Source organism: Oceanobacillus sp. FSL W8-0428, assembly GCF_038004405.1.
GTDB classification, from domain to species: domain Bacteria; phylum Bacillota; class Bacilli; order Bacillales; family Amphibacillaceae; genus Oceanobacillus; species Oceanobacillus sojae.
This window is the reverse complement of sequence record NZ_JBBORB010000001.1, coordinates 2,145,159-2,161,398: the sequence shown is the minus strand read 5'-3', so window position 1 is coordinate 2,161,398 and position 16,240 is coordinate 2,145,159. Positions and strand designations below refer to the sequence as shown.

At 40.1% G+C, this 16,240-nt stretch carries 17 protein-coding genes, 1 pseudogene and 1 riboswitch; all 18 genes and pseudogenes read right to left on the bottom strand.

Annotation, left to right across the window (positions count from 1 at the left end):
- Nucleotides 1–9: 9 nt before the first annotated feature.
- Nucleotides 10–216 (bottom strand): hypothetical protein, encoded by a 207-nt coding sequence (locus MKY30_RS10055; RefSeq protein ID WP_339284537.1) that lies wholly within the window; start codon nt 214–216, stop codon nt 10–12.
- Nucleotide 217: 1 nt separating this feature from the next.
- On the bottom strand, nt 218–766 hold the full coding sequence (locus MKY30_RS10050; protein WP_341083779.1) for a EutP/PduV family microcompartment system protein: 549 nt from the start codon (nt 764–766) through the stop codon (nt 218–220).
- Nucleotides 767–782: 16 nt separating this feature from the next.
- Nucleotides 783–1,121, bottom strand: coding sequence for an ethanolamine utilization microcompartment protein EutS (gene eutS, locus MKY30_RS10045; RefSeq protein ID WP_077605184.1), 339 nt, complete (start codon nt 1,119–1,121; stop codon nt 783–785).
- A gap of 65 nt (nt 1,122–1,186) precedes the next feature.
- Nucleotides 1,187–2,305 (bottom strand): ethanolamine utilization protein EutH, encoded by a 1,119-nt coding sequence (gene eutH / locus MKY30_RS10040; RefSeq protein ID WP_339284534.1) that lies wholly within the window; start codon nt 2,303–2,305, stop codon nt 1,187–1,189.
- A 29-nt stretch (nt 2,306–2,334) separates the two neighbouring features.
- Nucleotides 2,335–2,604 carry a EutN/CcmL family microcompartment protein gene (locus MKY30_RS10035; protein ID WP_077604700.1) on the bottom strand — a complete coding sequence of 90 codons (270 nt, stop codon included), beginning with the start codon at nt 2,602–2,604 and terminating at the stop codon, nt 2,335–2,337.
- 242 nt (nt 2,605–2,846) lie between these two features.
- A pseudogene (eutD, locus tag MKY30_RS10030) lies at nt 2,847–3,473 on the bottom strand (ethanolamine utilization phosphate acetyltransferase EutD); the annotation flags it as partial.
- A gap of 40 nt (nt 3,474–3,513) precedes the next feature.
- On the bottom strand, nt 3,514–3,804 hold the full coding sequence (pduA, locus tag MKY30_RS10025; protein ID WP_077604702.1) for a propanediol utilization microcompartment protein PduA: 291 nt from the start codon (nt 3,802–3,804) through the stop codon (nt 3,514–3,516).
- 27 nt (nt 3,805–3,831) lie between these two features.
- The gene (locus MKY30_RS10020) at nt 3,832–4,374 is read right to left on the bottom strand and encodes a BMC domain-containing protein (protein ID WP_341083773.1); all 543 of its coding nucleotides are present in this window, start codon (nt 4,372–4,374) and stop codon (nt 3,832–3,834) included.
- Between the two features lie 9 nt (nt 4,375–4,383).
- Nucleotides 4,384–5,037: an ethanolamine utilization microcompartment protein EutL gene (gene eutL / locus MKY30_RS10015; protein WP_339284531.1), complete on the bottom strand. Its 654-nt coding sequence runs from the start codon at nt 5,035–5,037 to the stop codon at nt 4,384–4,386.
- A gap of 63 nt (nt 5,038–5,100) precedes the next feature.
- Nucleotides 5,101–5,994, bottom strand: a complete 894-nt coding sequence (eutC, locus tag MKY30_RS10010) for an ethanolamine ammonia-lyase subunit EutC (protein WP_341083772.1) — start codon at nt 5,992–5,994, stop codon at nt 5,101–5,103.
- A gap of 12 nt (nt 5,995–6,006) precedes the next feature.
- The gene (locus MKY30_RS10005; RefSeq protein WP_147209357.1) at nt 6,007–7,374 is read right to left on the bottom strand and encodes an ethanolamine ammonia-lyase subunit EutB; all 1,368 of its coding nucleotides are present in this window, start codon (nt 7,372–7,374) and stop codon (nt 6,007–6,009) included.
- A 32-nt stretch (nt 7,375–7,406) separates the two neighbouring features.
- The gene (gene eutA / locus MKY30_RS10000; protein WP_341083770.1) at nt 7,407–8,834 is read right to left on the bottom strand and encodes an ethanolamine ammonia-lyase reactivating factor EutA; all 1,428 of its coding nucleotides are present in this window, start codon (nt 8,832–8,834) and stop codon (nt 7,407–7,409) included.
- A gap of 121 nt (nt 8,835–8,955) precedes the next feature.
- The gene (locus MKY30_RS09995) at nt 8,956–10,341 is read right to left on the bottom strand and encodes a histidine kinase N-terminal domain-containing protein (protein ID WP_147209354.1); all 1,386 of its coding nucleotides are present in this window, start codon (nt 10,339–10,341) and stop codon (nt 8,956–8,958) included.
- The gene (locus MKY30_RS09990) at nt 10,334–10,906 is read right to left on the bottom strand and encodes a response regulator (protein ID WP_156985787.1); all 573 of its coding nucleotides are present in this window, start codon (nt 10,904–10,906) and stop codon (nt 10,334–10,336) included. Before MKY30_RS09990 ends, MKY30_RS09995 begins: the two co-directional genes overlap by 8 nt.
- A 251-nt stretch (nt 10,907–11,157) precedes the next feature.
- Nucleotides 11,158–12,288, bottom strand: a complete 1,131-nt coding sequence (locus MKY30_RS09985; protein ID WP_341083769.1) for a 1-propanol dehydrogenase PduQ — start codon at nt 12,286–12,288, stop codon at nt 11,158–11,160.
- Nucleotides 12,289–12,779: 491 nt separating this feature from the next.
- Nucleotides 12,780–12,965: riboswitch (cobalamin riboswitch) on the bottom strand.
- A gap of 125 nt (nt 12,966–13,090) precedes the next feature.
- On the bottom strand, nt 13,091–15,022 hold the full coding sequence (locus tag MKY30_RS09980; RefSeq protein ID WP_260051826.1) for a fructose-1,6-bisphosphatase: 1,932 nt from the start codon (nt 15,020–15,022) through the stop codon (nt 13,091–13,093).
- Between the two features lie 101 nt (nt 15,023–15,123).
- Nucleotides 15,124–15,600, bottom strand: coding sequence for a hypothetical protein (locus MKY30_RS09975; RefSeq protein ID WP_341083767.1), 477 nt, complete (start codon nt 15,598–15,600; stop codon nt 15,124–15,126).
- 27 nt (nt 15,601–15,627) lie between these two features.
- A complete protein-coding gene (locus MKY30_RS09970) occupies nt 15,628–16,005 on the bottom strand; it encodes an aldose epimerase family protein (RefSeq protein ID WP_341083766.1) in 378 nt (125 codons plus the stop codon).
- Nucleotides 16,006–16,240 lie beyond the last annotated feature (235 nt).

Below are 16,240 nucleotides of genomic sequence, written 5' to 3'. Positions count from 1 at the left end.
CTTCCCCGCCTAATTTCCTTTTGTATATGGTTTGAGAGTAATTACCTCACCTATCTTTTGATCCACCACCTCAGCCTGCTGTTCAACAGGATCTGGAAGCGGACTTTCATGAGGCCATATTTTAATAGTTGTATTCTTGCTGACATCCTCTTCCTTCATTTCTTCTAAAACGGTGATAACCATTTTCGTTACTCTTTCTACAAGCTCTCTATCCATCTCATTCCTCCTTCCTGCTCTGCTGTCTCCGGACTTTAGCATTTTCATGGAAGATAAGATTCTCAGATTGATGGCTGGCAGCATATGCTTTCATTTCGTCCAATGACTGACATCTGACAAGAGCAGGAATGATATCTATACCTTCCCCTGTATAGGCAGATGTGATAACAATCGGCCCTTTGACAATTGCCTTTTTTAATAAGCTGATTGCTTGTTCTATATTGGCTTCACTTGCATCTGCTTTTGTAACAACACCGATCGGCAGTTTATTAATTCCTAGACTGAACCCGGGTGCAAAAATTGTTTTTTCATTGGTTGCATCCTGCACAAATAACACAAGTGTAATCTCAAGGGAGGTTGCCATAATACTCCGGTAATGCAAGGGGTTTTCTGTATATTCCCCGGGAGTATCGACAATCCAATCCTCATAAATCAAAGACTGTGTTTTTATTTTTTTCGGCTGTCTCTCTCTACCAAAAAGCACTTCCTTTAACGTCGTCTTTCCAGCATCTATTCCGCCAAGAATCATGGCTCGATTTTTCAATGGCATTTACCCCCCTCCCTTTTTAAGATTTAGTAATTTCTGCAGGTGTGTAGCTTAAAATATCTGCCAAAAATTGATTTACATCATGCAGTGCTGTCTCCACCTCGGAAACACTGCCTACAATCACTAGGCTCCCAGTAAACCGGTCAAGAAACCCGATATCCACATTTGCAGCTTTCGTGGCACGATCGCCGGCTATAATAACTGTCTCGCTCGGTGTCAGCGTTAGTATCCCTAATGCTCCAGCCTGCTGCACGCCTAATTTATCGAACATATCCTCAACAGGATTAGCTATTAAATGGCTCAGAGTTACTTGTTTTCCAGGTACAAATTCTTGAATAAACCTTTTTTTCTCTTCCATATGCACTCCTTCTTTCCTTCCCTTTTTTACATTTCCCGGAATAGGAAAGCTGCTTTTCATATTTCTCAGGTAGCTTTTGTAAGCTTGGTTTCTTTCTCTTCGCTTTTTCCTAAAATAGCATTTGCAATCACAATTGCGATTACAATTGCGATAATCCCTCCGGCGAACTTTCCAATAATCATTGGAAAAATCATTTCTCGTGCTACTCCTGCAGCAAATCCCAGATGGTCTCCGAGTACGAAGGCTGCTGGTACAGAGAATGCTACGTTAATTACTTTTCCACGATTATCCATATCCTTCATCAAATTAAACATGGCAATATTATTAGCCAGTGTTGCAACCATACCAGCTGCAGCAACATCATTCATACCGAGCATTTTTCCCATGTTCATCAGCGGCTTCTTAAACACACGGGTGATTACTTCTACCATAACAAAGGCTCCGGCCAGCACAATCGCAATACTTCCAACTACCTCTATCCCTTCTCCTAAAGGAGCAATTCCAGGTATAACGGTAAAACCTGTCAGAACATCAATAATACCGATTGCCAAGCCTGCTGTTGCAACTACTACCACGCCATAACCAAAAATCGTAAAGCCTTTAATCATCTGATTTGGTATTTTCCAAAGTCCCAAAATAACGAGGGCTGCCAGGATAAAGATAGGAATTAAATTCATAATAACCATGGAAAAGGAATACCCTGCTACTAATCCACCAACAATTGCTCCAAAAGGAATTGCAATAAAGCCTGCCAGCATACCGGTAGCAAGATAACGCTGATCTTCCTTTTTAATAATTCCTAAGGATACAGGGATAGAGAATACAATTGTCGCCCCCATCATTGCTCCAAGAATAATACCAGAGAACATAGCTGCATCCTGACTCTGTCCCAGCTCTTGAGCCAACTGCAGGCCTCCCATATCAATAGCTAATAAACTTCCGGCAAACATAGCCGGATCTGCACCAAGCGCCGTATAAATTGGAACAATAACAGGGCTCAGCACATTCGCAAGGACAGGAGCCATGACAATAATACCGACCATCGCAAGTGCCAAGGCACCCATTGCCATAATACCCTCATCAAATTTATCTCCGAGTCCGAGTTTATTTTTAAATATCTTATCTATGGCACCGACTACCATGAAAATGACCATAATATAAATTACAATCTCATTTATGCCCATACCTCTTCCCCCTCAACTCATGTGATTTTCTATTCTTTTTGAACCATATCAATTGAATCAACCACGCCTACAATTACGGAATCGATGGGCAGTCTTTCTTTTCCAAAAGCAGACCTCGCACTGCTTCCTCTCGTTACTAATACGGTATCTCCAACACCAGCACCCGCTAAATCCGCAGCAACAAAGGTAGAGGATAAATCATCATTATATGTTGGTTTGACAATTAACAGCTTCAGCCCGTTCAGCTTTTCATCTTTTCGTGTTGCCCATACAGAGCCCATCACATCGCCGATGATCATTCCTCATTCTCCTCACATCGTTGAATTTTTAATTTATGCTTTTTTGCGTAGTCCATAGCCAGCGGCGTAGCAATACTATTTTGCGGAATCAGAACCTTCTTCTTTTTCTGCATCAGCAGCTTTTGTAAATCTCTTTCTGTAATGACCCGCTTCTCTATAAATTCCGTGTCATTTCCAGATGCATGACAGCTTTCTAGAGGTTTATCAGCCTTTTCTATATTTGAAGATGCTTCCTCCGCATTCTTTTTAATAATCTTGCCGAGTGCTCCCTGCTGGAACCCACAGGAATTTGCTTCATCAAAATCAATATGCATATAAGTCTGATAGTTGGGATGAACACGTATAACAACATCATCAAATATAAGTGACCGTTCCCCAAACACCTTTACCTGTACGATTTCTTTATGCTCTACCTGGAGTTTCGCAGCATCATGCAAAGCTACATGAATATGCCGTTTAGCGACGATAAGCCCTTTATCCAGCTGCAATTCCTTATCTCCATAGACAAGTGTTACCCCTGGTGTTCCGTCAATATCCCCGCTTTCTCTCACCGGGATATTCCCTCCTAAAACAACTGCATCTGTTTTAGACACTTCAACCTGGGAGGAGCTTCTTTCAGGTCCTAAAATCACTACATTTTCAAGATTTCCCTTAGGTCCTTTGATTGTAATTCTTTCCTTACATGCGTACTGACCCGGCTGTGATAATTCTTTAGCCTTTGTTAATTGATAGTCTGCACCAAATAAATAATCGACAGCTTCTCTGCTTAAATGTACATGCCTGCCAGAGGCTTCTATTTCAACTAAAGACTGGTTCAGCATTTCCTTCTTTACTGCTTCTTCGATCGTTTTTACAAGTAGCTCGTCCAAATCAATCACCTCAATTCTAAAGCTCCGCTACTTCCAGATTTTAAGCTTCATCAAATTGCTTTGGAAGGATTGCACTAACCTCAGTATGCGGACGTGGAATAACATGGACGGATAATAACTCCCCTACACGGTCAGCAGCTGCTGCTCCAGCATCTGTTGCTGCTTTTACTGCTCCCACATCTCCTCTGACAAGTACAGTTACCAGCCCTGCACCAATCTGTTCTTTGCCAACTAACGTAACATTTGCTGCCTTTACCATTGCATCAGCTGCTTCAATAGCCCCGACTAATCCTTTTGTTTCTACCATTCCTAACGCATTTGCATTTTGCATTATAAATTCCTCCTTTAAGTAATTAACCTATTTTTCTTTCTTTTCATTACTGTCTTTTGCAAGTATTGCCTGGACTAACTCACTCTTTCTTGCATATTTTATATTTTTTGCTTGATCCAGCAGGGTGATATCATTTGCTCTGGCCAGCTGCCTTAATTGAAGCACTGTCATTTTTTCCAGATTTTCCAGTTTCCATCCCGGGGTGGAATAATCAGGTTTTGTATCTATACCTGGTTTGTTTTCAGCTTCAGGGCTGGGCTGTATCTCAACTTCCAGCTTGGCAGGGGCTGCTTCCTGTAATGGAAGCTTTTTTAGCAAAACGCTGGTTTCATGATGCATTCTCGGAATAACATGGACGGAAATCAATGTTTGAAGTGATGTAATTGCATTTTCACCAGCTTCCACTGCCGCCTGAACAGCCGCAACATCTCCAAGCAGCTGAACTGTAACAAGCCCGCCCTTGATAATTTCTGCATCCAGGAGCTTCACATTTGCCGCCTTTACCGCTGCGTCTGCTGCTACAATAGAGCTCAATAATCCTCTCGTTTCAATTAATCCTAATGCTTCCATTTATCTCACCTAATATCCTTTTGGATTATCTGCCACATCATTTACTGCGCGTGCAAATGCTTCACAGGCAGCATGACAGGCAGATTGACTTCCGGTTAGTAAGGCCCCTCCAAAGTTTGTTTCAGATGGTGGACCAAAGAATGCAGCCAGCCTCACATCTGCTGACTTCAACGCCATATCCAACGCATAAACAGCTTCCAATGGCGGAGCAATTAAATAAGCGATTGCTTCCCCTTCCGTTATATTTGCCTGCTTGGAAAGAAATGTTCCAGTCCTTGATACTAAGTGCGCAAAATAAGGAATAGAATCATCCTCATTGGCGCTGACAAAATAAGCATCATTCTCAATATAGGAAATTGCTGCATCTAATCCGCTTCTTACTTCTTCCGGATTATAGCCTGCCAGAATACCAATAACCTCTCCGGTTAATTTTGTGGTTGCATTGTCCGCACCGGCATACATTGATTCTGCATAAACCACCTCTACATCTGCTTTCTTTGTCGCTTCATCTAATGCTGTGTAGACAACATCATCAATATCTCCTGTCAGAATCCCGATGCTCCGCTGGTTGGGCAGTAGTTTTAATTCTTCTGCTAAATGCGCATCCACATTTGAAATCAGCTTCACGCCCAGAACCTGTGCATAAATTGCATCATCCTTCATGGTAAACCCTCCCTTTCTAAGCTTTATCGTCCAGCAACATATTCATTATTTCTTTAAAATCTCTTAGGCCTTATTCAAATCAAGACCTGAAGCCTTTTTATCAATCATTTTTTTAATTAATTCCGCGATATGTGCTCCCGCTTCAACTGGAGGTGTACCGCCCTCGTGGATATTCGATATAACAGTACGTCTTGCTTCCGGCATGTCGACAGTCGGTTTATATGCGATGTAAGCACTCATTGATTCTGCTGTAACCAGACCGGGACGCTCACCGACAAGCAGACAGACAACGTCAGCTCCTGTTAATTCACCAATGACATCCATCGCCGGCACACGGCAATGCTTTATAAATAAATCATTCGTGGCGTCAATACCATGCAGATTCAGGCCCTGTTTGATAGCTGGCAAAGTATTTTCCAGATTTGCTTCGATGGAAGCCGAGCTCAAGCCGTCTCCTACAACAATTTGTACTTTAGGGTTACCGCAATGCGCTTTTATTTTTTCTTTCTCCTCATCAGAGAATTGCCTTCCTAAGTCAGGCCGGGTTACGTACTCATCCTTATCCTGACAGACAGTTGCAACAGGAAATAGATTATTTTCTTTGACAAAATCCTCACTGACATAAGAGAACACAGCATCCTGAGCAGCAGCGTGATCTGCTTTAAATCTTAATGCGCTGGAGGTCATATAGCGTGCGCCGCTCCGCCATACTCCCAATCGTGCAGGCGTTTTATCCTTCATATCCAAATATCCTTCTTCATCTGCCGGATTCGGTACAAGAAGTTCTTTCTTAATCAGTATTTCTGATATATCAGGCAGCACTTCCTCACTGACAGCATGATTTGTACTATCTGTTTGCTTTGATTTTGGTGTATGCTCCTCAGAAGCTTTGCTTTCTCCCGCCATTTCCAGGACAATCTTTTCAATCAGCGTTTTTAATTCTGTATCTGTAACCATCCTTTCTCCTCCTTACACTAAGAATAATGATGCGTCTCCTGCCTGCTTCGTTAATCTGCCGGATAAATCAATAACATCCATTTTTCGAAGCCACTCTTCAAATTCCTTAATTGGTTTCAGCTGCAGCAATTCCCGCAATGTCTGAATTTCATGATAGCCAAGACTTTGATAGTTCAACATGACATCATCGCCATGAGGAGCAGTGATTAAGAAATTAACTCCAGCCTGGGCAAGCAGTGTACTTAAAATCTCCATATCATCCTGATCTGCTTTCATATGGTTGGTATAACAAACATCCACGCCCATCGGAAGCCCGGAAAGCTTACCCATAAAATGGTCCTCTAATCCAGCCCGGATAACCTGCTTAGAATCGTATAAATATTCCGGTCCAATGAATCCTACAACTGTATTCACCAGGAAAGGCTCATAGGTTTTGCCAAACCCATAGCATCTGGCTTCCAAAGTGAGCTGGTCCACACCATGGTGGGCGTTAGAGGATAGTTCAGCTCCCTGTCCAGTTTCAAAATACATGACATTTGGTCCGGCTGCTGTTCCTTCACGCAAAGCAAGCTCTCTTGCCTCCGCAATTAGTTCGCCGCTTATTCCAAAAGCTGTATTTCCTTTTTCAGAGCCGGCAATAGATTGGAAGATTAAATCAGCAGGTGCGCCCTCCCGAATAGCCTGCATCTGTGTTGTTACATGGGCAAGCACACTATTCTGAGTAGGAATTGCATACTTATTTTTCACTTCTTCCAGACGATGGAACATCCGCTTCACACTTTCAAGCGTATCATCGACCGGATTCAATCCAACCACAGCGTCGCCAGATCCATATGCAAGGCCTTCTAAAATGGATGCTACAATTCCGTCTTCATTATCAGATGGATGGTTTGGCTGTAATCTCGCTGATAAGGTTCCTTCTAATCCAATTGTCGTATTACAATGTGCTGTAACAGTTATTTTATTTCCTGCTGTAATCAAATCTAAATTGGACATCAGCTTGGTTACTGCTGCCACCATTTCTGAGGTCAGCCCTCTTGAAATTCTCCTGATATCATTTCCTGATGTATTATAATCAAGAATTTTCTCACGGAGCTCCTGTACAGTCCAACGCTTAATAGAATCATAGATTTTCTCATTCAAACTATCTTGAATAATCCTTGTAACCTCATCCTGCTCATAAGGGATAGCAGGGTTGTTCCGCAAATCCTCCAATGTTAAATTTGCTAAAACGACTTTGGCAGCGACACGCTCTTCTGCGGATTCTGCTGCAATCCCGGCCATCACATCCCCTGATTTTTCTTCGTTTGCTTTCGCCATTACTTCGTTGATTGATTTAAATTGATAGGTTCTTCCGAATAATACTGTACTCAAAATCATGCATATCCTCCTCTCGAAATTTGCAAAATAGCTTAATTAAATACGAGTGTTTTAATTACTACCGGCAATACACTCCCTTCTGCAAGCGGATGGCCAATGTCAATATAATCGCCATCTTCTACAAAAACACTATCAATACAAATGATTTCAATATCTTGCCCAAGCATTGTATAGAGCGTCTGGCCAAGCACTTTTCCAATATCCTTCTCTACAATAACAATGAGCGGAAGTCCTAAATTCAGATAACTTCTGGAACCCTTTATAATTTCTTCTGCCGCTCTTGTGATATTTTTAAAACTCGATATTTCCCTGCCTGAAAAAGATATTGCCACACGCTGTTTCTCTTCCTCCAATTGGAATCTGCTTAAGTTTTCATCTGTATAAGCTGCGATGGAATGAAATTGGGCCATCTCTTTATCAGGAATTTTTACAACCGGGATATTTTTAATCGGAAATTGGTTTTGAGAATAATGAATAGTGCTTCCGCTAATTTCTGTCGTATGTGATCCAGCTCCAACAACTGTTGCCCGAATTAATTCTTTTGGTTCTACCAGCGTTAAGCGCTTCGTTAATGCAGATTCACTGATTGCTGCTCCCAGTAAAATGCCAATATCCCCAAACTTGAACACATCGCCTTCAACTGGCCAATAGATTGCCTCTGCAACACCTCCCGTAAATGAAATATGTGAAATATCCTCTTTGTATTGAATTCCTCTATGTGTCACTATTTTGCTAAAGGCCTCTGTCTGCGGCCGGATGCCTACGCTCTCCTCCAACAGATGTACCATACGCTCAATCAGCGGTTTAAATAAATTTTCTGTTGCTTTTTCTCCTACATAAATGGGCCATCCATTTTCTTTAATTAAGGCCTGGATTTTTTCTGAAATATATTCAATTTTTTTTGTTTCCTTATTTACCTTGACAAGTCTGCCACCGATATCTAAGCAGCCGGTTTCTACTATTTCTCCCCGTTGCATCACAGCCATATTGCTTGTTCCGCCGCCGACATCCAGATTGACGAGCTTCCCGGCGTGTTCTTTGGAATACCGGTGAAGTCCGGCTCCTTTCGCTGCAATAACACTTTCTAAGTCCGGCCCGGCAGTTGCAACAACAAAATCTCCAGCATATCCGCTCAAGCCCTGTAAAACCTCTTCTGCATTTTCTTTTCTGGCAGTCTCTCCAGTAATAATGACAGCGCCCGTTTGAATGCTTTCTTTGGCAATACCTGCTTTTTGATACTCACTCGCTACAAACTGCTCGATGCGGGATTGATCAATCCGCTTTCCTTCCAAAAGCGGGGTATCGATAATGTCACTCTTATATACAACCTTCTTATCAACAATCACAATGCGTGGGACATTAAAAGCAGAAGCTGTGTTCTCAATCTTCAGATGCGAGAATACAAGCTGTGTGGTCGAAGTCCCAATATCAATCCCGACACTTAAAACATTTTCAGCCATTTTCTCCTCCTCCCTTCTGTTAAGCTTTTAAAGGATATAAAAAAGCAAAGAAGCTTAAAGTATAAAAAATTGCACATAGCAATCCCATTTATACCTTAAGCTTCTTTGCTTTCGGATTCACTTATACATCATTGTACAGTGTCTGTTTAAATTGAAAGGTAACTTCCATACCCTTTTTCTGGCGATTAAATTGAATCGTTCCTTTCAACTTGTCTTTCACATAATTTTGAACGATAACTAACCCCAGGCTATTCTTTTTAATTTCATCGATTGAAAAGCCTATACCATTATCTGCAACGGTGATAAATACTGTGTCATCTTGTTTTTTCAAAGAAACCTTCAGCTTCCCATTGCTTTTCCCTATGAAAGCATGGTTATAACTGTTTTGTACGAGTTCATTCACAATAAGAGAAACAGATGTGGCGATTTCACTTCTGACAATAATAGATTCCTCTGCATCAAGACTTAATTCAAGGTTGTTTAAAAGCATATAGCTCCGATGCATATTATTCACAATAAATTTAATTACTTCGCTTAACTCTACTTTATCACCGAGCTGTCTTGCTAAAATATCGTGCGTAGCAGCAATAGACATTACCCGATTCATATTGTCTGATAAAATATGCTTAATTTCTTCATTCTCACTTCTTCTTTTCTCCATCCGCAAAAGAGAAGCCATTGTCTGCAAATTATTTTTTATGCGGTGATGCGTTTCCCGAATTGCCTCTGTCTTGGAAATAATTTCAGCTTCTTTGTTTTTCAATTGCGTAATATCCCTTAGAATAATCGCAAATTCCAGCTTATCATCCTCGAGAATAATCCGCTTCATCATATAAAATTTATCATCGAGCTCAATTTCCTTCATAAATGCTTTTTTATCATTTAAGACCAGATCACTATAAGGAATTTGATTGCCAAACAATTGATTATAATAAACTTCCTCCTGTAAACTGTCTTTTAAAATACTATCTGCTTTCTCATTTTGAAAAATTAGCCTGCTGGATGAGTCAAAAAAATAGATAGCATCATCAATATAGTTGTTTAATCGGGCAGTCATAACCATATAATCATTTTGTTCTTCTGTTCCATCCTTCTGCACTTCATGAAAAGGCGTTTCCATAATATATGTTCCAAGAATCTTGTCCTGATATTCAATGGCATATATATTTTGCCGGATAAACACATTTTCCTGTGTGAACGCTTTATATCCTTTCAGCTTTCCACCAGCCCGTGAAACCTTCCAGACCCCCGGTTCATTCATCTTCATCGCCGGCTGGCCTACAGGAGATTGCTCATAGAGTGATTCCTTCGATACAGGAAGAACATGATAAATAACGATGGAGGCAGTACTGTTCTTCAGAGGAACATCTATAAAAATATCACAATCAAAAATAGTTGCCAGTTCATCCAGAGCATGCGCTTTCTGATAAATAATTTCAATCTCTTTATCTGTCATTTCTGTATACTTCTTGCATAATTCCATAATTTTATCTATTTGTTTATTCATAAACAATAGCTATCGTCCTTGCAACTTCACTGATGGACTTCCTTCCATCCATACTCATTTTCCGGAGAAGCTTATAAGCCTCCTGCTCATCCAGATTTCTCTCTTTCATTAATAAACCCTTTGCTATATCAATAATCTTCCGGTCTTCCAGCTTTTGAGATACTTCCTGCACCTGCTTTTCCAGGGACTGGATCTTTTCTGCCCGTGATAAGCACATTTCCACTGTCGGAATAAATGATTTTTCATCCAGCGGCTTCACTAAATATCCAAGAGCCCCCATTTCTCTTGCTTTTTTCACAAATGCTTCATCGTAAAAAGCAGTAAGCAGCAATATACCTCCGGCAATCTTGTCATACATGATCTTCTTACTGGCCTTGAGTCCATCCAGTACAGGCATTTTTATATCCATGATAACGAGATCTGGACGTTGTTCCTGACAAACATCAATTGCTTCAAATCCATCGGAAGCCTGTCCTACTACATTGTACCCGGCTTCTTCCAAAAGCTCCTGCAAATCCATCTTTGTAATAGGTTCATCATCGACTATCACAATTTTTTCATTCATATCCATACTCCTTAAACAGTATAATTCATTGTTGATTATTGATTATTGAAGAATTTAATAAGACTTCAGCCGTAAAAAATGCAAAAAAGGGACATGAAAAAGATACATTCTTTTCCAAAGCCCCTTTGCTTTTATCATCAACTAACTTCATTCATTTGATTAATTATGCACGCCATTGTGCTTCTACAACCATTATATATTTGAAAGCACTTTCTTGCAAGCCTCTTTTACACTGAAGTCAATCCGCATAATTATCTTATCTTTTTTAAAATAGCTGTGATATCCTGAGGGGCCGGTTTAACAGGGTTCATATTTGTGCAGCTGTCGTTTAATGAAGCCTCTGCAATTTCTCTTTCTATCTCATCATTGTATTCCAATTGATATTCTTTTAAATTGGCAGGAATGTCTAACTTTTTCCGGAGCTTCTCTATTTCTTTAATAAGGCTTCTTACTCCGCTGGCATGATTTGCTGCAGGAAGGTTCAATAACCGGGCAAGCATTGCATATCTTTCTGCTGCCGGAGTTATATACTGATGGTGATTTTGATGGATACCTGCATTAAAAGCAATGACGTGCGGGAGTAAAATAGCATTCAGACGGCCATGTGGAACATGAAACCTTGCCCCGCTGGCATGAGCAATACTATGATTGATCCCTAAACCGGCCGTATTAAATGCAAAACCAGCCAATGTAGAAGCATGATGAACTTTTTCCTTTGCTTCTTCGTCCTGTTCATTTTGATAGGATTTTGGCAAATAATCAAACAACAGACGAATGGCCTTCTCCGCCATGGCATCTGAAAAATCATTGGCATTTTTCGCAACATAAGCCTCTACAGCATGTGTTAAGGCATCCATCCCTGTATCAGCCACAATCGGTTTAGGGACAGTTTTCACAAGCTCTACATCTAAAATAGTCGTCTCCGGAATAAGAGAATCTGCTGTTAACGGGTACTTTACTCCTTTATTTTGATCCGTTATAACAGAATAGGAGGTTACTTCCGACCCTGTGCCGCTTGTTGTTGGAATAGCAAGAAGCGGGAGCTGGTCAATAGAATATACCTTCCTGGCGATATCCTTCATCGCTTTTGCCGCATCCATTGCCGATCCTCCGCCAATGGCAATGACAAAATCAGGCTCAAAATCCTTCATTGCCTCTACACCGGCAGTAACATTCTCTATCGGCGGATCAGGCACAACATCCGTAAATAACCGCCACACATTATCTCCTTCTGAAAGATACCCTTCTATTTTCTCCAAAATCTCTGTTTCTTTTAAAAAGGGATCCACAACAATGAAAATCCGTTTAGCACTAACTGTTTTCAAATAATCCAAAGCGTTCTTCCCGTAGTAAATATCCGTTTGAAAAGCCACCTTTTTCAAGAAAACTCCTCCTCATTTTTTGGCATAAAAAAGGCAGAGAAGCTCTACAGAATTTATCATTCTGCAAAGCTCCTCTGCTTTTAAAACTACACGTCTTTGTGTTACCTGTAGTGTACTATTAATCTGTTAACCTTGTCAATTTTAATTTAGAAGCTGGAAGGTTCACCACTTCTTTGGAGCGAATCTTCCAGCATGGAAGGTATTACCTCTTTGTAATTACCTCTGTCCGAGCTGGTTACTTCTGCGTAACGATGCAGCCCCACGATCCATGTAAGGCTTTTTCAGCCTGCTGCATTGCAAGGCTCCCGAATGCTTAACAAACTTTTGGTTTCGCACAAACCAAAGTAAGTAGCGGCAATAAATGCTGTACATAGCACTTCTCGCTCTATACACATTAAAAAACCCTCACCTGTCTTAAGTTGAGAGCAGCAAATAGAATTCAATTTATGTTCATTGAATTACCAGTATGCATCTCCTTTTCCCAGAAGGCAGCTGTGCATATTACTTTGGCAAGTCTCCTGACTCATGGCTGTTATCCACTCTGCCTTCCCGGAAATACCCAGTGGCAATATAGAGTGAACCTACCATTTACAGTGGCCGGACCGTTCAGGATTTTCACCTGATTCCTTTTTAATCATTCACAGCATTGTAAATGAACCAAAATAAATTCCATATAAGTTTGTTAGGTTTATTATATATCAGTTTCATCCTTTTTCAAAGGAAAAAATTATCCTGACTCTTTTTAACACAAAGACCAGGCAATCTAAATGAATCCATTCAGACAGCCCGGTCTTAACCCAGTTCAATTCATATAACGATATTCCATCAGCTGATTCAGCATTTCAATTTCTTCCTGCAGCTTAGCTCCGATATTGGTTTCCCTGACCTTTTTCCGTTCCAGCTCTTTATCTACCACTCGCCGCACAGATAAAACATCCGCCCCGTTTAATACAACATCTTCTTTTGAATTAAAATGCTGATGGGCAACGAGCTGCATTCCAAATGAATTATATAGTAAGGTGTAGCCGGCAATACCAGTTGTAGATTGATAGGCTTTTGAAAACCCGCCGTCAATAACAATCATTTTCCCATTTGCTTTGATTGGATTCTCACCATCTATTTCTTTTACCGGAGTATGTCCATTAATAATATGTCCCTGGCTTGGGTCCAGTTCAAATTCCTCCAGCATCTTCCGGCACATTTCCTCATTTTCACGTAAATAATAGTAGGGATTCTTTTCTTCTTTATGAGATACCTTATCCGAAATAAAATAACGCTCAAAAGTGGTCATAGCCCGTTTCCCAAAGAGTGAGGAATATTCCCCTGTCCATAAATACCACACCATATCCGTTGCTAAATCATCAGTCAATTCTTTATGCGCAAAAGCATGACGCAAATAGGACTCAAATTTATCAAGCAATTCTCTCCCTTTGTATGCTTGTCCTTCAATCTCCATTTGCTCCATATTCCCATTTTCATCAACAGGAATGCAGCCATGAATTAATAGATTTCCATTATATTTCAGATACAGACTCCCTTTTTTCATTAAGAAGTTCATATGCCTTTTCAGCTTCTCTGATTGCTGTACGGAGAGCAGAAGCTTGTCAATAACTTCCTCTTCCTCCGGTAACAGCTTTGCTGGATCAGCCGGGTCAACAGTAGAAAAACATGTGTTTTCCAGCGTATACGTTTTCCCGTATACCGTGATTTCCTGTTTCTCGTAATCTGTTTTCTCTAATACCAGTCTTTCTTCCATATTAAAGAAGGAACGCCGTTTAATAATTGGACTTTCCAGCTTAAATTGGATCATGGCTATTGCCTGATGTATCTTTGTAATCTGCAGTTTTTCCTGATCCGTAATATTCTGATCGGAATGTTTTTTAGGACGGAAGGCAGGATTATCTCCATAATATTTTTCTGCCAGGTTAAGTAATGGGCGTAAATTAATTCCATAAGCATCTTCTATAATATCTAAATTATCATAGCGGGCACAGATTCGAATTATATTGGCAAGGCAAACCTTGGAGCCTGCATACGCACCAATCCACAGCACATCATGGTTGCCCCATTGAATATCGATTGAATGATACCTGATCAGCGTTTCCATAATTTTATCCGGCTCCGGTCCACGGTCATAGATATCTCCAACAACATGCAGATGATCGACGACAAGTTGCTGTGTTGTATAGGATAAGCCAATAATCAGCTTCTCTGCCTGACCAAGCGAGATAATTTTTTGAACAATTTTTTCATAATATGGCTTTTTATTCGTATATTCATCCGTCTTATACAGAAGCTCTTCAATAATATAGACAAACTGCTCCGGCAGGGCTTTACGCAGCTTTGAACGTGTATACTTGGAGGAAGCATAGGAAATTAAATGAATCATATGATGAATTTTCTCTGCGTACCATTCATCTAACGCCTGCTTGGAATTAAATTGATGTTTAATAAGCTTCAGTTTATCTTCCGGATAATAAACAAGCGCTGCAAAGTCATTAATATCTTCTTCTGATAAGATGTCTTTAAAAATATCATTTATCTTTTCTCTCACCTTGCCGGAGCCATTTCGGAGTACATGCTGAAAAGCTTGGTACTCCCCGTGTAAATCACTTACAAAATGCTCCGTTCCCTTTGGCAAATCTAAAATTGACTCTAAATTGATAATCTCTGTAACTACCTTCTCTTCGCTATCATATTTCTCCGCTAATAAATCAAGGTATTTTGTATTCAATTTCCAAATCCCCCTTTTAATTATGCCATATTATTTCTAAATAGTATAACACTTTCAGACTGGAATTGCAGTAATTATCAGAAGAGTACTGTCCTTCATAATCATTTAAACGTCATTGTATATAGCTTTTGGAAAATACCGCCTGCTTCTAATTGATTAATGCCATACTTTTCTTTTAAATTTCCTGTTGTATCATGTGTATCAGCAACACCGTACCAAGGCTCGATACAAACAAATGGTGCCATACTATTGTTTTCTTCATTATATTTAGACCAGATTCCTACAAAAGGAAAGTCAGCAAACCCTATCTCTATACCATGCTTTGATTTTGCAGAAACAAGTTCGATTCGATCTATATGACTGTAAATCATCGCATCCTTTGCGAACAGCTCCGGCTGCACCTGGATATCCGGCAAATTAGTGCGGATTCCCTTCTCATGAACCAGTGCATTTTCCAATTCATATTCCATGACTTCTTTATGTGGCGCAGGTGTAAATTTCAAGTGGTAGTCCTCTAACTCTTCATCTTCTAAAAGCGGAATTCGAAAAGCAGGATGTGCGCCAATAGAGAAGTACATCTCTTCATTATTTTGATTTTCAATTTTTCAGTCAACGGAAAGAGAATTCTGATTCAGTGTATAGGTGATAAACGCTCTAAATTCATATGGATAGATATTCTTAAAGCGTCCATTAGAAGCTGTTTCAAATGAAGCGTGCTCCGCAGAATGTGTGCTCAGCTCAAAATCAGCATCTCTTAAGAAACCATGCTGTGACATCTCATAGGTGTTTCCGTCAAGCTGATATCGATCCCCTTTCAAGCGGCCGACAATCGGAAATAGTACTGGTGAAACGCGTCCCCAATATGCGCTGTCACCTGTCCACATATAATTCATTTTATTCTTCTTATGCTCTACCGCCCGTATTTCCGCACCTTGACTGTCTATTTCAACTTTTAACCAATCATTTTCAATTATTTGCTTCACTTTGCTTCATCCCTTCTAATATAAAGACTTGATCGAAAAGTATCTCTATCCTTCATCTTAATGTGCAGAATACAGGCTGTCTAGTCTGACTTTCCGTTATTATTTGATTGGTCATATTGCTTATTTCCTTCATTTAATTATCACCTGCCAGTTTTAACAAAATCCTCTTGCAGAAATAATCAATCAATTGTAAAATAAAACTTAATTAATTAAATTAATAAAATAACATAATTTA